The organism is Streptomyces sp. NPDC057307, assembly GCF_042667665.1.
In the GTDB taxonomy this organism is placed as follows: domain Bacteria; phylum Actinomycetota; class Actinomycetes; order Streptomycetales; family Streptomycetaceae; genus Streptomyces.
Window position 1 is genome coordinate 30308 of sequence record NZ_JBHUZM010000046.1, and the last position, 20324, is coordinate 50631.

Sequence of the window (20324 nt, forward strand, 5' to 3'; positions counted from 1 at the left end):
TGAGCGGTTCCGGGGCCGTACGCGTACGATTCCCGGAATCTCTCAGCCGAGGGCCCAGGCGACATCCCTGAGCAGGGCGTGCCGCCAGCCCGCCCGGTCGTGGCCCGACGGCGACCGTGAGACCCGCACCGTGGCGCCCGCCTGTTCGACCAGCGTCTCGGTCAGCTCGCAGTGCGGCAGCATCCGCGTCTCGTGCTCGCCGACGTCGAACGCGCACCGCAGACCCGACAGATCGGGGCGCTCCCGCAGGAGCGCGGCGACGGAGCCGCCGACCGGGCCGCCCAAGGGGTCCGCCAGGTCCATGGCGTCGGGTGTCCACCAGAGGGACGCCGACTGGCAGGCGACGCGGGAGACCAGGTCCGGGAACCGCAGCGCCGCGTACAGCGCGCTCAGCCCGCCGAGGCTCTGCCCGGCGACCACCAGCCGGTCCCAGTCGGCGCGTACGCCGCTCTCCGCCACCAGGGGCCGCAGCTCGTCCCGTACGGCCTCCCACAGCTCGGGGCGGCACCCGAACTCGGCCGCCCTGTCCTTGGCCGGCAGGAAGACGAGCGTGACCGGTGGCATGTCACCACTGGCGACGGCCGAGTCGAACGCGGTCATGGCCGGGTGCAGATACAGCCAGTCGTCCCCGTCGAGCAGCAGGACCACCGGTCCGCCGCCGCCCGCCGGATGGACGCGTACGGTACGCCGCCCGCCGAGCCGCGCGCTGCTCCAGCGGAGCCGGGTACCGGGGAGGGGCAGGACGTCCTCGGCGCCGACGGCCGGCCAGTGCGGCTGGTCCGGTGCGTCCGGGGTCGCGGCGATGGACCGGTCACCGCCGGCGCCGACCGGGTTCAGCGGGTCGGCGTAGGCCGCGTCGCCCGCGAGGAGTTGATACGTCACCCGCAGCCGTGCGGGCATGCGCACCTCGGCGTACCAGCAGTCCGTGTCGCCCCATCGGCGCAGGGGAGCCGGCTCCGACCAGCTCTCGAAGTCGATGGTCGCCGGGGACCCGCGCCACAGGAACAGCGTCAGCCAGCCGCCGTCGTCGGCGGGGACCGACGCGGGCGTCCGCGCCCCGGCCCAGAACTCCTCGGTGCCGGGCTCGCCGGGCAGTCCGAACTCGGCGAAGGCGTGCTCCCGGTCGGCCGCGAGGCGCATCGACGTCTCCTTGTGAGAGGGAAGGGGAAAGGCTAGGCTCGCCATTGATTAGGGGAGCCTAACCTAACGTAGTCTCTCCTTCCATCCCTGATCCGTCTCCCGTACGGCCGCCCGCGCGCGGCCCTGCGGCCACCGACCGCCCCACGCCGACGACTTGACGCACCCACCCGACGCGGCCGTCACCCGACCCGTCGGCCCCGAGGAGGCACGCACCCATGAGCACCAACCCCTTCGACGACCCCGAAGGCCGTTTCCTGGTCCTGGTGAACGACGAGGGGCAGCACTCGCTCTGGCCGTCTTTCGCCGAGGTGCCCGGGGGGTGGACGATCGTCCTCGACGAGAACACCCGACAGACGTGCCTGGACTTCATCGAGGCCAACTGGACCGATCTGCGCCCCCGATCCCTCGCGGCGTCCACGGACATGTGACCTCGCGCGGCGGGCCGGCCGGCCCGCTCGCGGTACCGCGGTGAACCCGTCCCGACAGCCGACACCTCGGAGGGGCACCGCCGATGCTCTGCACCAGACTGACCAACGCGCGCTTCCTCACCATGGATCCGGACCATCCCGTCGCCCATGACCTGGGCATCTGGCGGGGCCGGATCGTGGGCCTGGACGAGGCCGTGACCTCGCTGCCCGCCGCTGAGGTGATCGACCTTCAGGGCGCCACCGTGCTGCCCGGGTTCATCGACGCCCATGTGCACCTGGCCTGGACGGGGTTCAAGGCGGACACCGTGAGCATCGCCGGCCGCACGCGGATCGACGACGTCCTCGCCGTCGTGGCCGAAGCCGCCGCCCGGCAGGGTTCGCCCGGCGGCTGGCTGAGCATCGCCGGCTACGACCAGCGGGCCCTCGGCCGCCATCTGACCGCCGCCGAACTGGACACGGTCAGCCACGGGCACAAGGTGTACCTGCTGCACGACTCCGGGCACGGCTGTGTCGTCAACTCCGCCGTCCTCGGCCTGCTTCCCGCCGACATCCCGCACGAGAACGGCTTCCTCACCGAGGGCGCCATGGGCGTCGCCCGCGCGCTGCGCCTGCCCCACTCGCAACGGGAGCTGGCCGAGGCGATCGGGCGCGCGGCCCGCACCTGTCTGACCGAAGGCATCACCGCCTGCGCCGAGGCGGGCATCGGCGGCGCGCTCTTCGGCCACAGCCCGGTCGAGCTGGGCGCGTACCAACTCGCCCGCGAGGAAGGTCTGTTGCCGCTGCGAGTACAGCTCATGGTGGCGGCCGACCGGCTGCGCCCGGTCGACGCGCACCAGGACGACGGCATTCCCCGGGCGCTCGACCTCGGACTGCGTACCGGATTCGGCGACGACCGCCTCTCCGTGGGCGCGCTGAAGATCTACACGGACGGCGGCATGATGGCCCGGACCGCCGCACTCAGCGGTCCGTACGAAGGGCTCGACCACTCGGGCCAGTTGCAGGACGACCCGGACGCGCTCGCGGACACGATCGTGGCCGGCCATCTCGCCGGATGGCAGCTCGCCGTGCACGCGATCGGCGACCGCGCGGCGGACCTCGCCCTGGACGCGCTGGAACGCGCCCAGCGCCTCCGGCCGCGCCCCGGTGCCCGGCACCGTATCGAACACGCCGGCCTGATCCGCCCCGACCAGCTCCCGCGCTTCGCGCGACTCGGACTCAGCGCGGTCGTCCAGCCCAATTTCCTCCGCTACTTCGGCGACGACTACGCGGCGGTCATGGGCGCCGGGCGGGCCCCGTGGCTGTACCGGGGGAGGGCGTTCCTGGACCACGGCATTCCCCTCGTCGGCAGCTCCGACCGCCCCGTCACGGACGGATCGCCGCTGCGGGCCGTCCAGTTCATGGTCGAGCGGGCCGCCGAGTCGGGTCAGGTGATCGGCCCGGACGAGGGCATCACCGTCGACGAGGCCCTCCACGCCTATACGGCCGCCGGCGCCTTCGCCTGCCACTGGGAGGACACCCTGGGCAGCCTCACCCCGGGCAAGTCCGCCGACCTGGTCGTGCTCGGCGACGACCCCCGGCGCGTCGACACGGCGCGCATCGGGGACATCGAGGTGGTGGCCACCTATGTCGACGGGACCGAGGCGGCGGTCCAACGGGACCTTCCCCGACTGGACTTGGAAGTAAGGTAAGGCTAACCTAATCTCGTTTGTCTCGTCGGAGTGCCACGGCGCCGAGCCGTCCTCCGATCGTGGAACCGAGGAAGGAAAAGCCTTGATCACGGCTACGCCGCGCCCCGCCCCCCAGTCGCACGCGCTCCTCGCGCCGACCCCCTCCGTGCGCCCCGCCCGGAAGGAGGACGCCGCCGCACTCGCCGAACTGTCGCAGCCCTTCGCGCGCTCGGGAGCCCTGCGGGAGCGCCCCGTCTCCCTCTACGCCACCCGCGCGGCCGACTTCCTCGTGACGCGGGCCCCCGGAGGGCCCCTCGACGGCTGTGTGGGCCTGCGCGTGCACCCGGGCGCCCCCGGGGACGGCCGCGGGCCCGTAGGCGTGCTGTACAACTTCTGCGTGGCCGGGCACCGGCAGGGACACGGAGTGGGGGCCGGGCTGCTGCGCGCCGCGCTGACCGTGGCCCGCGCCCAGTCGCTCGGCGCCCTGTTCACGGCGACGACCGGCGGCGGCGGGCTGTTCCTCCGCTACGGCTTCGCGCCCACGACCGCGCGACTGGCGCCGCCGTCCTGGGCGGCGTCCCTGGACCCCCGGCGCGACGCGCGGATCCTCAGGAGGATCCTGTGACCTTCAGGAGGAGCCTGTGACGGTGGGCGCGCGTCGAACGGTGCTCGGGCCGGGGGCTCGGACCTTGTCCGGGTTGCCGGCCCGGCTGTCGGCCCGGCTGTCGTCAGGAACCACCGTGGTGCCGGGGCTGATCTCGTCGAGGACCCCTCGCAGCACCGCGTGAGGCACGCGGCCGTCGAGTACGTGCGCCCTGCGCACGCCGCCGCGAACGGCCCGCAGACAGCCCTCCATCTTCGGCAGCATCCCGCTCGACAGCTTCGGCAGCAGTCCGTCCAGCGCGTCGGCGGTCAACTGCTCGATCACCTCGGTGCTGTGCGGCCAGTTCGCGTACAGCCCAGCCACATCGGTGAGTATCACCAGGCGCGCGGCGTCCAGGGCCACGGCCAGGGCCGACGCCGCGAGATCCGCGTTGACGTTGTAGACCTGACCGTCCTCACCGCGTGCGACGGGGGAGACCACCGGGATATGGCCCTGCTCCAGGAGCGTGCGCACCATGCCCGGGTTCACCTCCACGATGTCGCCCACGAGACCGATGTCCACCGGCCGGCTGTCCACCCAGGCCGGCCGCCGCACGGCCGTCATCGTGTGCGCGTCCTCGCCCGTCATCCCCACGGCGAAGGGCCCATGGGCGTTGATGTGGCCGACCAACTCCCGCTGGACCCGGCCGGACAGCACCATGCGTACCACTTCCATGGTCTCCGGCGTGGTCACCCGAAGTCCCGCCTCGAACCGGGTCTCCAGGCCGAGGCGGTCGAGCATCGCGCTGATCTGCGGCCCGCCCCCGTGCACCACGACCGGGCGCAGACCCGCGCGCCACAGCTCCACGACGTCCCGGGCGAACGTCCGTTGGAGGCTCGCGTCCACCATGGCGTTGCCGCCGAACTTGACGACGACCGCGCTGCCCCGCAGATCCGCCGCCACCGCGGCCCGTTCCGTCATGATTTCCGTCTCTCGTGGTGTCTGTCGGTGTGTTCGGTGTCCCGCCGCCCGCGAGGCTGGGTCCGACGACCAGGGCGTTCTTAGCTTAGCCTAACCTAAATAGCTGCAATCCTGGTGTGCGGCGACCGGTCTTCCCGGGGGCCTCGGCGGAGGTCAACCGCGTTGCCCCGCCGGAAGGTTGTCCGGTCGAGTCCATGTACTCGTGCATCCGCCGTGTTCGCGCCATCGGCGCCCGGAAGGCCGGCCCGAGGGGCCTGTTTTCGACGTTTGTGAAATCCGCGGCCAGGGGTATTGATCGACCTGGTTCGTCAATGGCTTATTTAGACCGGCTCTGTTCGGCGCGCCGCTTTGAAATCCGTGCCCAGTGACGATTTGCCGCCCCCGGACAGTGGCGTATATGAAGGAGTGTCACCTCGTGTCTGGCATAACGAATATCGGCACACCGCTGCAGAAATTACGGACGATCGTGGCCGAAGTTCTTGAAACGGATGAGGAGAACATCGAGGACGACGCGCTCTTCTACGAAGACCTCGGCCTCGATTCCCTGGAGAAGACCGAGGTCGTCGTCCGTGCCGAGAAAGAATTCAAGGTGAAACTCAGCCCCGTCGAGGCGGCGGCCATGCGCTGCGTCGACGACTCCGCGGCCGTGCTGCTGGAGAAGCTGGGCGCCGACCGGCCGGCGACGGGGCCGCAGCTCGTCGACCTCGTCCAGCGGCTGGTGGGGGTCCACCTCACCGAGGGACGCGGGGAGCGGATCGCGTACACCGATCCTGATTCCGGCGACGTCTCCTACGGAGGGCTGCACGACGCCGTCCTGCGATACGCGGGAACGCTGGCCGCGCGGGACATCCCCGCCGGCACCCGTGGACTGATCGTCGCCGACGACTCCGTCACCACGGTCGTGGCCGTCCTCGGCATGTGGTGGCACGGCTGCGTACCGGTGGTCGTCAGCCCGCTCCTCAACGACGAGGAACTCGGCTACATCGCCGACGACTGCGCGGCGAGCGTGATCCACCTGGACGCCGCGCCCAAGCGGCAACACGCCCTGGACTCCCTCTTCGCGGACCGTCGGCGGATCGCCGGGCGCGACGTCCGCGCGGACGGCGCCGATGGTGGCCCTGACGCGGGCGGCGCCTTTCCCTGGCCGTCGGACGGCGAGGCGCTGATCCAGTACACCTCGGGAAGTACCGGCCTGCCCAAGGGAGTTCGACACAGCGCGGGTGCCGTCGAGGCGGCCCTGGCTGGATTCGGCTCGCTGCTCGCACTGCGCGAGGACGACACGGTGCTGTCCACGGCACGCATGTCCTTCGGGTACGGCTTCGGTGGGACGGTGCTCTTTCCGCTGGCGGCCGGTGCTCGGGCGGTCCTCGTACGGGGCAGCATCGACCTGCACACCGTGACAGCCGCCCTGGACCGGCACCGGCCGACGGTGCTCTGGTCGGTGCCACGTCTGTACGCGGCGTTGGTCGATGCCGCAGAGTCCGTCGACGCGTCCGGGGACACGTCGGAGGGCGGCCTGCGAACGGAATCCGTGCGGCTGTGCGTCGCCGCCGGGGAGAATCTGCCCGCCCGGCTGAGCGAGCGGATCCAGCACACCTTCTCCGCCGAACTGATCAACGGGCTCGGCGCGACGGAGGTCCTGCACATCGTCGTGGCGACCCCCGCCGGCCGGCCGATGCCCGGCACCATCGGTCTGCCCGTGCCGGGAGTCCGGGCCACCGTCCGGGACGCCGAAGGACTCCCCGTACCCGACGGCGTCGAAGGACGGCTCCACATCAGCGGCCCCACGGTCGCGCTCGGCTACATAGGCCGCCCCGACGCCGCGGCCGCCACCTTCGCCGACGGCGGCGTGTACACCGGCGACATCGCGATCCGCAACGGCGGCAGCGACAGCAACAGCGACAGCAACGGCAACAGCGACGGGGCCATCGTCCATCTGTGCCGTGCCGACGACCTGTTGAATCTCGGCGGCTACAAGGTCCCGCCCGGCGAGATCGAGGCCGTCGCACGCTCCGTCGATGGCGTCCGGGACTGCGTGGTGGTGGGCCGGGCCGACGCGCACGGGCTGGAACAGGCCGTCCTGTACGCCGTCGCCGAGACCGGATCCGACACCGGACAGGTCCGCCGCTCCATCACCGCCGCCATCCGCACCCGCCTGGCCCCCTTCAAGCGCCCGGCCCGAGTGGAGTTCCTCGACCAACTGCCCGTCACCTCCACCGGAAAGCTGGCCGCCTTCCAGCTCCGCAAGCGGGTGAGCCAGCCGTGACCTGGGACATCACCGGGAGCGGAGCGATCGCCAACATCGGCCGCACACCCGGGCAGATATTCGACGCGCTCTGCGCCGGACGGGAGACGCGCAGCCCGCTGAAGGCTTTCGACAGTGACAAGTACCGCACCCGCCACGCCTACGAGATCGACGACCGCGCCACCGCCGGCCGGGACGAGCCGCTGCGGGCCACCAAGTGGCTGATCCACGCCGTCCGGCAGGCTCTCGCCGACGCGGGCCTGTCCGACGACCTGTCCCGGACACCGGTGCTCGTCGGAACGACGCTGCGCGAGCAGCGCAGTGCGGAACTGTGGTGGACCGAGGGCGCCCCCTTGCGCCCCACCGACCTTCACTTCGGCGGCGCCCTGCGCGACGCGTTCGGCGCCGTGACCACGTACACCTTCGCCAACGCCTGCTCCGCCTCGCTGTACGCGCTGGGCCTGGCCACCGACATGATCGAGTCCGGCACGGCCGACACCGTCGTGGTGGCCGGCACGGACTCCCTCACCGAGAGCGCCTTCGGCATGCTGGACCGGGTGCAGAACGAATCCCCGCAGGTACTCCGGCCGTTCGACGTGTCCCACAAGGGGATGCTGATGGGGGAGGGCGCCGTCGCGGTCGTCCTCCGGCGCGCGGGCACGCACGACGGGCGGACGCTCGCCCGGCTGACGGCCGTCAGCATGAACTGCGACGCCCGGCACGCCACCGCACCCGACGCCGACGGCATACGCGCGGCCGTTCTCGACGCCCATCGGCGTGCCGGTGTCAGCGGCGAGGACATCGACCTGGTGATGCTGCACGGCAGCGGTACGCCCCGTAACGACGAGACCGAAGCCGCCGTCCTCGCCGAGGTGTTCGCCGGTACGGGCCGCGGCCCGCTGATGACGGCCGTCAAATCCATGACGGGCCACACACTCGGCGGATCCGGACTCCTCAGCCTGGTCGTCGCCGTCCAGGTCATGCGGCGGCGCACCGTGCCGCCCGTGCTCGGCCTGGCCGAGCCCATCGAGGAGGCGGCGGGACTCGGACTCGTCCGCGGCGGGGCCACCGAGGCCGACATCACCACCGCGCAGATCAACGCCTTCGGCCTGGGCGGGATCAACGCGGTCGCGCTGGTCGAGGCGGCGGCATGACCGGCGCGGAAGCGGCGGCCTTCGTACGCCCCGTACCGGACAGCGTCGTTGTCACCGGCGTCGGACTGGCCGTGCCGGGCCTCCGGTCCGTGCGCGACCTGCTCGCCGACGCGCCTCCCATGGACGGATTCGACCCGGCGACGGCCCTGAAGGGCCGGGAGATGCGCCACAAGGACCGGGCGTCGCGGCTCGCCCTGTACGCCGCCGAACAAGCACTCGGCGACGCGGGCCTGCTGGACGAGAAGGGACACTTCCGGGGGACGGCCGACGGCGCCGACGACCGGGTGGCCGGTCTCACGGCCGTGGTCGTCAGCTCCAACCTCGGCACTCTGCGGACGGTCTGCGACTTCACCGACACCATCGCCCGCGACACGGTCACCGGGCTGAGCCCGCTCGGCCTGCCACAGACGTCGAGCAATGTCGTCGCCGGCTGGATCGCCATCCGGTACGGGCTGCGCGGCCCGAACCTCACCGTCTGCAACGGGGCCACCAGTGGGCTGGACGCCGTGCAGTGGGCCCGCGGTCTCATCACGGCGGGTCGTTGCCGCAGAGCGGTCGTGATCGGTGTCGAACCGGCCGCCGAACACGCCGACAAGCTGCTCGGCCGGCCCGTTCCCGACGTGGCGTGCGCCGTGGTGCTCGAAGCGGCGGCCTCCGTACGTCAGGCGGACGTGTACGCGTATCTGTCGGCGTACACGCGCGGCGCCGAACTCGCGCCCACCGTCGCGGCCGCCGAATCCCTGGCCCCCGCCTCCGCCCCCGTCGGGCTCCGGCTCACCGGCGACCTCACGCGCCCACCGGCCACGTCCGCCGGGCAGAGCACGGATCTCGCCGGGCAGAGCCTGGATCTCACGGCGCGACTGGGCCATTGCTCGGGCGCCCTGGGAGTTCTCCAGGCCGCCGCCGGCGCCGTCCACATACGAACGCACGGAACGAGAACGGTGCTCGCGTTCACGGGAGGCGCCGATGCCGATGACGCGGCAGCCGCACTCCTGCTGACCGGCCCGGACGTCGAACGAAAGGAGAATTCACCATGGAATTGACCGTGGACGTCGAGGAATTGCGCACGATCGTCGCCCTCTCGCTGGAGCTGGAAACCGAAGAGGTCGGTGACAGTGACCACTTCGCCGAGGATCTGGAAATGGACTCGCTGATGGTGCTGGAAATATCCTCCCGGCTGGAGCAGCGCTACGGCATACCGATCCAGGACACCTCCGTCGGCTCCGTACAGAACCTCACCGAACTGCGCGTTCTGGTCGAATCCCTGCTCGCCGAGGGGTCGGTGGCGTGACGGAAAGGCGAATAGCCCTGGTGAGCGGCGGTTCCCGGGGAATCGGCCGGGCCGTCGTCACCAGACTGGCCGAGGACGGATTCGACGTCGCCTTCTGCTACGTCTCGCGCGCCGACGCCGCCAAGGAGACCGAGCGGCAGGCGACGGCGCTCGGCGCCCGCGTCCTCGCCATGCGGGTCGACGTCGCCGACGCCGACGAGAGCCGCGCCTTCCTCGCCGCGACGGAGGACGAACTCGGCCCGATCGACGCCGTGGTGACGGCGGCGGGCATCACCCGGGACAAACCGCTGGCGACGATGGAGGACGCCCAGTGGCATGACGTACTGACCACCAACCTGGACGGTACGTACCACATCTGCCGTCCCGCTATTGAGCGCATGGTCGGTCGCCGGGCGGGCTCCCTGGTGACGTTGTCCTCGATCGCCGGAGTGCGGGGGAGCGCCGGACAGACCAACTACTCGGCGGCCAAGGCCGGGATCATCGGCTTCACCCGGGCCATGGCGAAGGAGTACGGCAGATTCGGCGTACGGGCCAACACCGTGGCGCCCGGATTCATCGAGACGGAGATGACGGCCGACGTGTCCGACCGGGCCAGGAAGAAGTATCTCGGTCAGATCCCGCTGTCGAGGTTCGGCACCTCGGAGGAGGTGGCCGACCTGGTCTCGTTCCTCCTGTCCGCACGCGCCTCCTACATCACCGGCCAAGTCCTGGGCATCGACGGCGGGTTGGTGATGTGAACGGCACGGCCGCCCTCGCGACACAGGGCCCGCACCCCACCCGACGGGCAGGACACGTATGAGACCCATCGCCCCGCTCGGCCCGGTCACCCGGCGCCGGCCCGTCGACGATCCCGCGGTGCGTCTGTTCCTCTTCCACCATGCCGGGGGCTCCCATCTGCTCTACCGCGGCTGGACGCGCCACTTCCCGGACGACTGGGACATCTGCCTGCTGGACGCGCCCGGCCGGGGGAACGCGCAGGGCCTCCCTCTCATCGGCGACTGCGCCGACCTCGTGGCGTTCTTCGACGACGCCCTCACACCGCTGCTGAACCGGCCGTTCGCGTTCTTCGGCCACAGTGTGGGAGCCCGCGTCGCGTACGCGCTCGCGCGCCGCCTCGGGGACACGTCACGCGAACTGCCGCTCTGGCTGGGGGTGTCGGCCTTCCGCGCACCCCAACCGGACGCCGTGGAACCGCCACTGAGCCGGAGCCTCGGCTCCGACGCGGCGCTGCGTGACTGGCTGCGGGCCACGGGCGGCGCCCCGGACCGGCTGCTGGGCGACGACAGCCTCTGGACCGCGTTCGCGCCCGTACTGCGCAACGATCTCGGACTCGCGGACAGCTGGGACCACGAGACACCCGCGAAACCTCTTCCGGTACCGCTGACCCTCTTCACCGGTACGGACGACACCGTGGTGGCCCCCGGCCAACTGGACGCCTGGCCCCACCTGACGGACGACTTCCTCGGGCTGCACACCTACGCGGGAGCGCACTTCTATCTGAACGACCACCGAAAGGAGCTGACCGGGACCATCACGCGGACGATCCGCACCCTGCTCCGGCCGAGGCCGACGTACACACCGGATGGGGCGCCATGACCGCGGACGAGCCGCGCCGCCCGCGACGTCGGGCCGCCCCTACCTCGACGCCTCCTCACGGACGCGTTTCCGGTAGCGCAGCGGCGGCTCCCCGGTCTCGCGTTTGAAGGCGGTGCTGAAGGCGCTCTCCGAGGCGTAGCCCAGAGCGGACGCCAGCGCGCCGACCTGCTCGTTCCCCTCCCGGAGGGCGCGCTGTGCGAGCAGCATGCGCCAGTGGTGGAGATAGGTGAGCGGCGGCATGCCCGCCACGGCGCGAAAGCGCGTGGCGAAGGCCGTACGTGACATGGCGGCCGCCTGTGCCAGGGTCTCCAGCTGCCAGGCCGTGCCCGGTTGGGCGTGCATGAGCGTCACCGCCGTGCGCAGCCGTTCGTCCGTCAGCAGACGCAGCCACCCGGCGCCGGCGTCCCGGCACCCCGGGAACGGACCGTGGACACCCGCGGCTACGAGGTCCAGTTCGCGACCTTCGCGGCCGGTTACGAGTACACGACGGCCTACGCGCAGTCCAAGACGGCCAACGTGCTCTTCGCGGTCGAGCTGGACCGTCGCTGGTCCGCCGACGGCATCCGCGGCTACGCGGCCCATCCGGGCATTGTCGTCGGCACCAGTCTCAACAGTGCCGGCGGCCAGGAGGGGCTGCGGGCCATGGGCCTGATCGACGAGACCGGCCGCCCGGTCATCGACCCCGACCGCGAGAAGAAGACACCCCGACAGGGGGCCGCCACCGTCGTGTTCGCGGCCACCAGCCCCCTCCTCGCGGACATCGGCGGGGTCTATCTGAGGAACAGCGACATCTCGGAGCTGGACGACGAGCAGCGGCCCTTCGACCCGCGGCACCCCAACTCCGCCGTCACGTCCCACTCCATCGACCCGGAGTCCGCCGGGCGCCTCTGGGCGCTGAGTGAAGATCTGTTCAAGCGGTAGGTGCCGTACGACGCGTGGCGCCGCACACTCCGGCGTACCGGGCGCCGGGCCGGCCGCGAGGCACAATTGGGGCCGCCGCCTCGCGGCCCCCGCCGAGCAGTCCGTTGCCCGGCGGGCACCCCCTCCCACTCCTGCCGAAGGGCCCACGACATGAGCAGCCGCGCGGACGCGATCAAGTCGGTCCCCCTCACCCCCGAGCTGTACGACTACCTCCTGGCCCAGGCCGAACCGCCAACTCCCGTCCAGGAAAAGCTGATCGCGCGCACGCGGGCGCTCGGTGGGCCCGCCAGGATGCGCACTCCGCACGAACAGGCCGTCCTGCTCACCCTGTTGGCCCGGCTGACCGGCGCGCGCAGCATCGTCGAGGTGGGCACCTTCACGGGATACTCGACCCTCGCACTGGCCCAGGGCCTGGCCCCCGGCGGTCGCGTCCTCGCCTGCGACGTCTCCACGGAGTGGACCGCCATCGCCCAGCAGGCGTGGGAGGAGGCCGGGGTCCGGGACCGTATCGACCTCCGGATCGCCCCGGCCCTCGACACCCTCGGATCCCTGCCGGCGGAGCCGCTGATCGACCTCGTCTTCCTGGACGCCGACAAGCCGGGCTACCGCGCCTACTGGGACGAACTCGTACCGCGCGTGCGTCCGGGCGGGCTCCTCCTCGCCGACAACGTGTTGTACGGCGGTGAGGCGGCCAACGCCGACGCCGAGGGGAACGGCCTGGCGATCCGCGAGTTCAACGCACATGTCCGTGCCGACGACCGGGTCGAGTCGGTGCTCCTGCCGATCGCGGACGGTCTGACCATCGCCCGCAGACGCTGACCGCGCCTGTTGCGGGCCCGTGGTGCAACTCCCGTTGTCCGTAGGATAGTTGCACCATCGTGTGTGGCACACACGAGACGTATGTCGTTCGGCGACGAACCGCAACGGGGGAGCCGATGGAACTCAGATTCGAGACGACAGGACCGGACCGGGAGGGAGATCTGCGCTCCCTCTACAACTGGCTCGCGGATGACCGGGCCCTGCGTGGCCATGTCCGTATCGAGGCGGTCACCGGCGCGGAGGCCGGGCGGATGGGCCCCAGCCTCGACGCGGTGCTCGCGTCGATCTCCGCGGGAGCGGCGCTGGGGCAGCTGCCCTACTCGTACTTGGCCTGGCGTCAGGGCAGAAGAACGCGGACGCCGGTCACCATCAACATAATCGGGGCGGACGCGGCGGAGACCGAAGCCGTCCTGCGCAGATTCGGACTGGAGCCACCCGCCGGGGGAGCCGCCCCCCATCCGGACGACTCCGACCCCGAACCCGACCCCGGCCCCGACGCGGACCCCGACCTCCGTCGCACCCCCGGGAGCGCGTCGTGACCGTTGTCGAGCAGCCGGACGGGCAGCGGCTGGAAGGCCCTTCCCGGCGGATCGATCCGAACCGCTCGACCTGCGTCCTGATCGGGGTGGACCGCTACACCCATCTCGACTCACTGCGTGGCGTCGCGCACAACCTCGTCGGGTTACGGGCCGCCCTGACCGACAAGGAGATCTGGGGCATCCCCGACGACCGGGTCACGACCGTGTCGAATCCGGGAGCCCCCTCCGAACTGGTCGGTCCGATCCGGGAGGCCGCCAAGCGGGCGGAAGACACCCTGATCGTCTACTACGCCGGGCATGGCCTCCTCGACCGGCATGACCAGAAGCTGCATCTGACCTTGCCCGACTCCGCCGAGGACCAGCCGGACACCTGCGTCCGTGCCGCCGACGTACGCAGGGCGATCCGGGACCATGGCTCGGCCCTGCGCCGGGTGCTCATCCTCGACTGCTGCTTCAGCGGACAGGTGCTGACGGAGATGTCCACCGCCGACCGCGGGGTGCGGGGCGGGAAAGTGGCCGTCGGGACACTGCGGGACGTCGAGGGCTCGTACGTGATGACCTCCGGGCCGCGCAACAGGCCCTCGCACGCCCCCGATCCGAAGAGCTGCACCGCGTTCACCGGCGCCCTGGTCGACATCATGCGCCAAGGGGTTCCGGACGGTGCGGGGATGCTAGGGCTGCACGTGCTCTTCGAGGCCGTCAAGGCGCGTATCGCGGGCATGCGCCCGGAGCTGCCGCAGGAACCGCAGGACGAGGACCGTAACGGGGTCGGTGGTCTGGAGTTCATCCGCAACGTGGCGGTGCTGCCGCCCCTTGCCGTTCCCACCGTCCCGCCCCCACCGGTGCGCGGAGGCCGGACGGCGCTCTGGTCGCTGCTCGCCGGGGCGACGGGCCTGGCGCTCGGGCTGGTCCTGCCGCCGGCGGTGGACCGCTGGCAGGAACTGCACCCGGCCGAGGCCACCGGCGCGTGCTCTCCCAAGGCCGTACTGCTCGACCATTCCGACGCTCTCAACAAGCAGGAGGTGAACAACGAACCGGTGGAGGGAATCTCGGCCCTCGGTCTGCTGTCCGCCGATCCCCCCGCCGCACTCGCGCTCGCCGACAACTCACCGGGCCGGGTCTTCCCGCTCGAACTCGGCTCGCCGTACAGCCTGGAGCCCTCGGCGGGCACGGCCTACACCCTGCGTCCGGCGGAGGGCGGCAAGCTCCCGGACTGGTACGACGGCGAGGCCCTGGTCGTCGAGAAGGGCGGCAGGACGATGCTGATCGGTTCCGAGACCGGTCCCGCCATCCGCCGGTTCGACATCGCCAGCGGAAGGCAACTCGGCGAAGCCATCGCCGTGCCGAAGGAGCTCCAGTACCCGCCGGCGGGTGGTGCCCTGGTGGGCCGGGGCATCGAATCGCTCACCGTCTCCCCCGACGGCCGCTATCTGTACGCCGGTTGGGAGGCCCCGCTCGCCCAGGACGGCGATTCCCGCGGCCGCCACATTCTGCGCATACAGCGCTACAGGGGAACGCACGGAGGCGCGTACACCCCGGACAGGCAGTACGCGTATCTCTCCGCGGACGGGATGTATCTCGTCGAGCTGGCCGCGGTCGACGGCGGCCGGTTACTGGCGCTGGAGCGCCAGTTCACGTCGAACCTCGGCAACGCGATCCAGGTCGCCGAGATCTCACTGACGAACGCTCGAGACGTGACGGACGAGAAGGCCCTGTACAACCTGCCGGCCGACATCTTCGCCAAGACCGAGCTTGTCTTCGACCTGGCTCAATGCCCCGCGGGCGGCCCCGGGGAAGTGGCGTCACTGCAGTCGAGACAACTCAACCCGCTGCTCGACAACGTCGAGGGCATGGCCCTGGGAGGTACGTGGACCGACGGCCGCTACAAAGGGTGGCGCCCGTTGTATCTGGTCTCGGACGACAACGGCAGCGAGGGGCAGATCACTCGGTTGTACTCGGTGGCGGTCCGGCTTTCCTGAGCGCCCTCACCGGTCCGGACGACGGGCGCCGAATCCGGGGCCGGTGTCAGGCTCGCGCCCGGGTATCCGAAGCGGCCCTTGGCCGCGAGCAGGACACGCTCCCGCACGTCCGGCCGGGAGTTCAGCCATCGGCACTGCCTCTCCGTCGTTGCCCGATGCCGGCAGTTGGAGCGCACTCCGGGTCAAGGCCGAACGATGCCGGTTCCAGCCGCGGCCGCCGGCACGCGCGCCCGCGGCCCCGGCTCAGTTCTGGCGTACCACCGGCACCGTGTCGCACCCGCGGAGCCGCGCGTCCCTGCGGGCCCGGCCCGACGAGGTGCCGCTGCCCACCGCCCGGCCGTCGACGACCGCGAGCCAGTCGCCCGGGGACAACTCCGGCCGCAGCGTGTCCAGGCCGGTCGGTTCCAGGGCCTTCAGGAGCGCCGGGTCCGGGTCCGGGGAGGTGGTGGACGTCGCCGTACGCGGTGTTCCCGCACGCCACTCGGCGGTGGTCCGCTCGCCCCCCTTGGCCCGTGACCAGAGCACGTGCTGCAGCACGATCAGCGGTCCCAGCGCCGTCAGGAGCGGGAACGCCCCCGTCAGCGCTCCCAGGCCGAACAGCAGGCTGACGCCCGCGGACACCGCCAGGCCGACCACGGCCGCGAGGACGCCGGCGGCCCGTCCGAAAGCCTTGACCGCGACCAGCGGGAACAGCACCAGGAGCAGCAGGTCGCCCAGTCCGAGCGCCACCGGCGGCCTGCCCTGGGTGACCGCCAGCAGCGGGGCGAACGGCAGCCCCATGACCTGGGCGGCGAACCGGTCCATCACGGAGGTGAGTCCGGTCGCCACCAGGTCGTAGCAGCAGAGCGCGCCCGCGAACCACGCCGCGTGGACGGAGCGCATCCCGCTCTGCGCCCACATGTTGGCCACGCCCACCACGGCGACGGCGAGCAGTACGTCGGTGAGCACCGTCACGGCGACCGGCAGGTCCGCGAACGCGCAGACGGCGGTGACGGCCACGGAGAGCGCCGAGGCCGCCCAGGCCCGCCCGCCGCCGATCAGCGGCGCGAGAGTGAACTGGAGCGCGGCGCAGAGGACCAGGCCGAACACGACGGCCACCGCGGTCCGGGGCAGTGCCAGATACACCAGGGGAGCCGCCACCACGACGGCGGTCATCACGGCGACGTCGGGCAGTTCGTACTTGCCGACCGGGGGCCGGGGCATCCGGACCCGGGCGAAGTAGCCGGCGCCCGCCACCGTGATCGCGGCGACGGCGCAGTTGAGGCCCACGAGGGCGATGGCGGTACTCATGCCGGGCTCGCCATGCGTACGGCGGCGGGGCGGGGCGACTCGAAGGTGTGCTCGCGCAGATCGGCGCGGACCGGGCCGGTCGGCGGCAGGGTGGCCGGGTCGTCGTGGAGCACGATGCCGTCCAGCGCGAGGCCCGCCGCGGTGGCCCGCTCCTCCAGCCCGCCGAGGAGCGCTTCGGCGGGCAGCCTGCGGACCAGGACATGGAGCACGGGGCCTCCGGGTTCTTCGACCAGGGCGTAGCGCGCGGGCAGCGGGACGTCCCGCTCGGCCTCCAGCAGGTTCAGCACCGACCGGGTGGGCACCGCGACGCTCAGCGGACTCGACCAGCGGCCGAGGATGGGCGAGGTCGCGGGCAGATGGGACAGCTCGCACGTGGGGTCGGCCTCGGGGCGCGCGACCAGGTCGCCGGTCGCGTACCGCAACAGCAGTGTGCAGTCCCGGTAGGGCACGTACGGCGTCGACACGATGATGCCGGTGGCGCCCGGCGGCGTCGGCTCATGTGTCACGGGATCGAGTATCTCCAGGTGCCCGAACTCCGTGGTGTGGTGCAGATGTCCCTCGGTGCACGGCATGCCGCCCGACGGGAGGGTCTCGGTCATCATGTACGACGTGGAGATCCGGGCGCCCAGCGCGGCGGCGGCCCGCTCCTTCAGCGGTTCGGAGAGCACCTCGCCGCCGACGCCGACGGATTCCAGGCCGAAGTCCGACGCGTGCCAGCCGCTCCGCTCCGCCTCCTCGACCAGGGCGGAGAGATAGGACGCGGAGACCGTCAGATGGGTGATCTGCGGGGCCTTGTCCCGCAGGCCGAGCGGTGTGGCCAACCGGTCCAGCGCCACGGCCGGGTCCACGGTGCCGATCTGGACGAACGAGGCACCGACGCGGGTCACCGACTCCTCCACGTTGAGCAGTGGCAGGGTCGCCCGCGAACAGCCCGCGTACGCCATGGTGTGGCGGGGCCGCAGGCCCATGCCGAGCACGGCCGAGACGGTGCTCATGGCGACCGAGATCTCCACCTCGGCCCTGGAGTACCAGACCGTGGTGGGGGTGCCGCTGGTCCCGGTGGTGAGCGCCATCAGCGCGGGGGCGGAAGCGGCGGACACGAACGCGGCCGGCAGACCGCGCAGGGCTTCTTTGGGCGTGACCGGCACCCGGTCCCAGGTCTCCGGGGTGAGGGTGGCCGGGTCGAGTCCCAGGACGTCGAAGGTCCGCCGGTAGTGGGCCGTGTGCCGGGCGGCGGCCTGTGCCGTGGCCCGCAGGCTGCGTTCCATGACGGTCCGTCGTACGGCGGGGTCGACGGACCCCGACTGACCGGGGAGCAGGGCCGAGTCCGCTCCGGGCTCGCCGAACTCCGCCAGGGTCGCGACCAGGTCCCGGGCGATGCGTTCCAGGTCCCGCGGTCGGATGGGACGGTTGCGCAGGATCGCCATGCCGTAGCGGAGCTGACTGAGGGCGGTGCCGAACAAGGTGCCTCCTGAGGCCTGGACCGGGTTGTTTTCCCGGTCCAGGCCGGGGGCGACCGTCAGATCATGCTGGCGAACATGGCCGCGGTGAGCGTGCTGAAGGCGTACTTGACGTAGTGCTTGACCATGATGGATCTCCCTTGTTCGCGCCGCCCGGGGGGCGGCTGGGCTCCTGGTGGTGCACTCCCGACCGGGGACGGCCGTTCGATGAACGCGACCATAGAGCAGGGCAGTTGACCGATCAACGGTATCTACCAACCAGTTGAGCCGCGGATGCCCGGCCGGCCACGCCTTCGCGCTGGTCAGGGCCCGTCCGGGCGTCGCTGATTGCGCGTCAGATTCATCTGGCGCCCCGCTTCGGGCGGTGGGGCCCGAGGGCCTGTTCGCCGACGGCTCGGCGCGGGGCATATGCGGTCCGACGGCAAGGATTGGTCACCCCGGAAATTTCGACTTGATTCAGTCGCCGACTGACCGGATCTCTCTTTTCCTTTCCGTTTGTCGCATCGATGTGACAGCTTTTCCGGGGCAGGTGGTCAGTGAATAGAACGAAGGGGGGCGTACTGGGGAGCACATGTGCATGCCGGGGGCTCACGGCGGTATGAAAAGTGCCTCACCTTCCGGTCGGAACGGAGTTCCTGTCGGCGTATCAGGGGCAGTGGATGTGATGCCGACCGATGACCGACCACTACAAGGGGACGCGCATGATCATTGTTCAAGTCGTACACAGGGTCGGACTGTTCCGTTCCGCCCTCGTCGCGTTGTTGCGCTGCGAGGAGACACTCGACGTTTCGGCCTCGCCCCGACGGCCGGGTCGCCAGGGGGCGCACGGTCCATCGCCGCACGTCTGGGTGACCGACATCGACTGTCTCGATGACCCGGCGCGCACGGGACGGTCCGGACCCGGCAACGGGCAGGGCGGTATGGGGGCGTTATTGGTTCTGACCTCGGCGAGAAAGCCGGGAGCACTGCTGAGGGCATTCGAGGCGGGGGCGCTGGGATATGTCAACAAGGACGGCGATCCCAGCCGGTTGATCGAGGGCATTCACCAGGTCGCGCGCGGTGAGCGATTCGTGGATGATTCCCTGGCCTGTGATTTCCTCCAGGCGACGAAGATTCCCCTGACACCGCGTGAGTTGAGCGCACTGGCGCTCGCCGCGCAGGGGGCGCCGATCGGCGAGATCGCGAAGTCGCTGAATCTGTCGAGCGGGACGATACGCAATTACCTGGCCTCCGCCATACGCAAGGTCGGCGCGCGCAATCGTATGGACGCCATTCGCATCTCCCAGGACGCGGGATGGCTGTAGCGGTGGCTGTAGCGGTGGCGGTGGCTGCGACGGTGCCGGTGGCCGCGAGCCGGGTTGCGGCCGGGGGAGTTCAGCGGTCGGCGGCCGGCGGCGTGTGCTGCCAGTGGCCGACCAGGTCGCGGTAGAGCGGGGAACTCGTCAGCAGTTCGTCGTGGGTGCCGAACCGTGGCGCGGTGCCGTCCAGCACAAGTACCCGGTCCGCCCGGCGCGCGGACGACAACCGGTGGGCCACGACGATCAGCGCGCCGTCACGCGCGCGCGTTCCGTCGGCGAGGGCCCGCGCGGCGAACGCGCGTTCGGCGTGGGCCTCGGCGACCGGGTCCAGATGGCAGGTGGCCTCGTCGAGTACGACGAGCGGCGCGGGGGAGAGGTAGGCGCGGCACAGCGCCAGCGACTGGCGCTCACCGTGGGACAGCGCCCGGGGGTCGAGTACGGCCTCCGGGCCGCCCAGTCGGCGCACGAGGGCTTCGGCGCCCAACGCCTCTACCGCGTAGGCCAGTTCGGCGTCCGAGGCGTCCGGCCGCAGATGCAGGAGATTGTCACGGACACTGCCGGTGAAGACGTACGCCTGCTGCGGGATCAGGACGCGGCGCTCCGCCAGCTCCTCGGCGGTGCTGCCGGTCACCGGCTCCCCGCCGAGCAGCACCGTACCGAGGTCGGGCGTGACGAGCCCGGAGACGACGCCCGCGAGGGTGGACTTGCCGATGCCGCTCGGGCCGACGACGGCGATGTGTTCGCCGCGCCGGACGGTGAGGTGGAGGTGTTCCAGTACGGGAGGTGAGTCGGGACCGTAGGCGTGGGTGACGGCGCGTACCTCGACCGCCGGCGCGGGACGGTCGCGGGGAGCGCGTACGGCTCCGACGCCACGGCCGTGCCCGAGCCGCCGGGGCGCGGGCACCGACGACTCGGGCACCGACGGTTCGGGCA

General features: G+C 71.4%; 19 protein-coding genes and 1 pseudogene. 14 read left to right on the forward strand and 6 right to left on the reverse strand.

What is annotated here, in order from left to right; genetic code table 11:
• Positions 1-42 precede the first annotated feature (42 nt).
• Positions 43-1140: an alpha/beta hydrolase-fold protein gene (locus ACFUN8_RS18210; protein WP_383638101.1), complete on the reverse strand. Its 1098-nt coding sequence runs from the start codon at positions 1138-1140 to the stop codon at positions 43-45.
• A 215-nt stretch (positions 1141-1355) separates the two neighbouring features.
• Here ACFUN8_RS18210 and ACFUN8_RS18215 point away from each other — a divergent pair, with 215 nt between their 5' ends.
• From ACFUN8_RS18215 to ACFUN8_RS18225, 3 genes are all read left to right on the forward strand, one after another.
• Positions 1356-1568, forward strand: coding sequence for an MbtH family protein (locus ACFUN8_RS18215; RefSeq protein WP_383638104.1), 213 nt, complete (start codon positions 1356-1358; stop codon positions 1566-1568).
• A gap of 83 nt (positions 1569-1651) precedes the next feature.
• A complete protein-coding gene (locus ACFUN8_RS18220; protein WP_383638107.1) occupies positions 1652-3256 on the forward strand; it encodes an amidohydrolase in 1605 nt (534 codons plus the stop codon).
• A gap of 82 nt (positions 3257-3338) precedes the next feature.
• Entirely contained in the window at positions 3339-3860 is a 522-nt protein-coding gene (locus ACFUN8_RS18225) for a GNAT family N-acetyltransferase (RefSeq protein ID WP_383638110.1), read from the forward strand.
• Positions 3861-3863: 3 nt separating this feature from the next.
• Here ACFUN8_RS18225 and argB read toward each other — a convergent pair whose 3' ends face one another.
• On the reverse strand, positions 3864-4799 hold the full coding sequence (gene argB / locus ACFUN8_RS18230) for an acetylglutamate kinase (RefSeq protein ID WP_383638113.1): 936 nt from the start codon (positions 4797-4799) through the stop codon (positions 3864-3866).
• A 415-nt stretch (positions 4800-5214) separates the two neighbouring features.
• Between argB and ACFUN8_RS18235 the strand changes: the two genes are divergently transcribed.
• Genes ACFUN8_RS18235 through ACFUN8_RS18260 form a run of 6 tightly spaced genes read left to right on the forward strand, consistent with a single transcriptional unit; the run spans position 5215 to position 11085 of the window.
• On the forward strand, positions 5215-7065 hold the full coding sequence (locus ACFUN8_RS18235; protein ID WP_383638116.1) for an AMP-binding protein: 1851 nt from the start codon (positions 5215-5217) through the stop codon (positions 7063-7065).
• The gene (locus ACFUN8_RS18240; RefSeq protein WP_383638119.1) at positions 7062-8198 is read left to right on the forward strand and encodes a beta-ketoacyl-[acyl-carrier-protein] synthase family protein; all 1137 of its coding nucleotides are present in this window, start codon (positions 7062-7064) and stop codon (positions 8196-8198) included. The genes ACFUN8_RS18235 and ACFUN8_RS18240 overlap by 4 nt, the downstream gene beginning before the upstream one ends.
• Positions 8195-9241, forward strand: coding sequence for a beta-ketoacyl synthase N-terminal-like domain-containing protein (locus ACFUN8_RS18245; protein ID WP_383638122.1), 1047 nt, complete (start codon positions 8195-8197; stop codon positions 9239-9241). Before ACFUN8_RS18240 ends, ACFUN8_RS18245 begins: the two co-directional genes overlap by 4 nt.
• Positions 9232-9489 carry an acyl carrier protein gene (locus ACFUN8_RS18250; RefSeq protein ID WP_383638124.1) on the forward strand — a complete coding sequence of 86 codons (258 nt, stop codon included), beginning with the start codon at positions 9232-9234 and terminating at the stop codon, positions 9487-9489. Before ACFUN8_RS18245 ends, ACFUN8_RS18250 begins: the two co-directional genes overlap by 10 nt.
• Positions 9486-10226, forward strand: coding sequence for a 3-oxoacyl-ACP reductase FabG (gene fabG / locus ACFUN8_RS18255; RefSeq protein WP_383638127.1), 741 nt, complete (start codon positions 9486-9488; stop codon positions 10224-10226). Before ACFUN8_RS18250 ends, fabG begins: the two co-directional genes overlap by 4 nt.
• A gap of 58 nt (positions 10227-10284) precedes the next feature.
• Positions 10285-11085: a thioesterase II family protein gene (locus ACFUN8_RS18260; RefSeq protein ID WP_383638130.1), complete on the forward strand. Its 801-nt coding sequence runs from the start codon at positions 10285-10287 to the stop codon at positions 11083-11085.
• A 39-nt stretch (positions 11086-11124) separates the two neighbouring features.
• Here the strand turns inward: ACFUN8_RS18260 and ACFUN8_RS18265 are convergent.
• Positions 11125-11478 (reverse strand): annotated as a pseudogene (locus tag ACFUN8_RS18265) (helix-turn-helix transcriptional regulator); the annotation flags it as partial.
• A 33-nt stretch (positions 11479-11511) separates the two neighbouring features.
• Between ACFUN8_RS18265 and ACFUN8_RS18270 the strand changes: the two are divergent.
• The 4 genes from ACFUN8_RS18270 to ACFUN8_RS18285 all read left to right on the forward strand — a co-directional run bounded on the left by ACFUN8_RS18270 (position 11512) and on the right by ACFUN8_RS18285 (position 15343).
• A complete protein-coding gene (locus ACFUN8_RS18270; protein WP_383638154.1) occupies positions 11512-12006 on the forward strand; it encodes a hypothetical protein in 495 nt (164 codons plus the stop codon).
• 150 nt (positions 12007-12156) lie between these two features.
• Positions 12157-12825, forward strand: a complete 669-nt coding sequence (locus ACFUN8_RS18275) for an O-methyltransferase (RefSeq protein ID WP_383638133.1) — start codon at positions 12157-12159, stop codon at positions 12823-12825.
• A gap of 116 nt (positions 12826-12941) precedes the next feature.
• Positions 12942-13364 carry a hypothetical protein gene (locus ACFUN8_RS18280; RefSeq protein ID WP_383638136.1) on the forward strand — a complete coding sequence of 141 codons (423 nt, stop codon included), beginning with the start codon at positions 12942-12944 and terminating at the stop codon, positions 13362-13364.
• Complete coding sequence (locus ACFUN8_RS18285) at positions 13361-15343, forward strand: esterase-like activity of phytase family protein (RefSeq protein ID WP_383638139.1); 1983 nt, start codon at positions 13361-13363, stop codon at positions 15341-15343. Before ACFUN8_RS18280 ends, ACFUN8_RS18285 begins: the two co-directional genes overlap by 4 nt.
• A 243-nt stretch (positions 15344-15586) precedes the next feature.
• On the opposite strand, the gene ACFUN8_RS18290 is transcribed toward ACFUN8_RS18285, so the two are convergent.
• Positions 15587-16633 carry a hypothetical protein gene (locus tag ACFUN8_RS18290; protein ID WP_383638142.1) on the reverse strand — a complete coding sequence of 349 codons (1047 nt, stop codon included), beginning with the start codon at positions 16631-16633 and terminating at the stop codon, positions 15587-15589.
• Positions 16630-18096 (reverse strand): AMP-binding protein, encoded by a 1467-nt coding sequence (locus ACFUN8_RS18295; RefSeq protein ID WP_383638145.1) that lies wholly within the window; start codon positions 18094-18096, stop codon positions 16630-16632. Before ACFUN8_RS18295 ends, ACFUN8_RS18290 begins: the two co-directional genes overlap by 4 nt.
• Before the next feature lie 671 nt (positions 18097-18767).
• Between ACFUN8_RS18295 and ACFUN8_RS18300 the strand changes: the two genes are divergently transcribed.
• A complete protein-coding gene (locus tag ACFUN8_RS18300; RefSeq protein WP_383638148.1) occupies positions 18768-19397 on the forward strand; it encodes a DNA-binding response regulator in 630 nt (209 codons plus the stop codon).
• A gap of 70 nt (positions 19398-19467) precedes the next feature.
• Here ACFUN8_RS18300 and ACFUN8_RS18305 read toward each other — a convergent pair.
• On the reverse strand, positions 19468-20324 hold an 857-nt coding region (locus ACFUN8_RS18305; protein ID WP_383638151.1), incomplete at its 5' end, for an ATP-binding cassette domain-containing protein.

Excerpts from the sequence above, each read along its gene's own strand:
- ACFUN8_RS18210 (WP_383638101.1), bottom strand. The coding sequence starts at position 1,140 with ATGCGCCTCGCGGCCGACCGGGAGCACGCCTTCGCCGAGTTCGGACTG.
- ACFUN8_RS18215 (WP_383638104.1), top strand. The coding sequence starts at position 1,356 with ATGAGCACCAACCCCTTCGACGACCCCGAAGGCCGTTTCCTGGTCCTG.
- ACFUN8_RS18220 (WP_383638107.1), top strand. The coding sequence starts at position 1,652 with ATGCTCTGCACCAGACTGACCAACGCGCGCTTCCTCACCATGGATCCG.
- argB (WP_383638113.1), bottom strand. The coding sequence starts at position 4,799 with ATGACGGAACGGGCCGCGGTGGCGGCGGATCTGCGGGGCAGCGCGGTC.
- ACFUN8_RS18245 (WP_383638122.1), top strand. The coding sequence starts at position 8,195 with ATGACCGGCGCGGAAGCGGCGGCCTTCGTACGCCCCGTACCGGACAGC.
- ACFUN8_RS18250 (WP_383638124.1), top strand. The coding sequence starts at position 9,232 with ATGGAATTGACCGTGGACGTCGAGGAATTGCGCACGATCGTCGCCCTC.
- ACFUN8_RS18260 (WP_383638130.1), top strand. The coding sequence starts at position 10,285 with ATGAGACCCATCGCCCCGCTCGGCCCGGTCACCCGGCGCCGGCCCGTC.
- ACFUN8_RS18275 (WP_383638133.1), top strand. The coding sequence starts at position 12,157 with ATGAGCAGCCGCGCGGACGCGATCAAGTCGGTCCCCCTCACCCCCGAG.
- ACFUN8_RS18280 (WP_383638136.1), top strand. The coding sequence starts at position 12,942 with ATGGAACTCAGATTCGAGACGACAGGACCGGACCGGGAGGGAGATCTG.
- ACFUN8_RS18290 (WP_383638142.1), bottom strand. The coding sequence starts at position 16,633 with ATGAGTACCGCCATCGCCCTCGTGGGCCTCAACTGCGCCGTCGCCGCG.
- ACFUN8_RS18300 (WP_383638148.1), top strand. The coding sequence starts at position 18,768 with ATGACCGACCACTACAAGGGGACGCGCATGATCATTGTTCAAGTCGTA.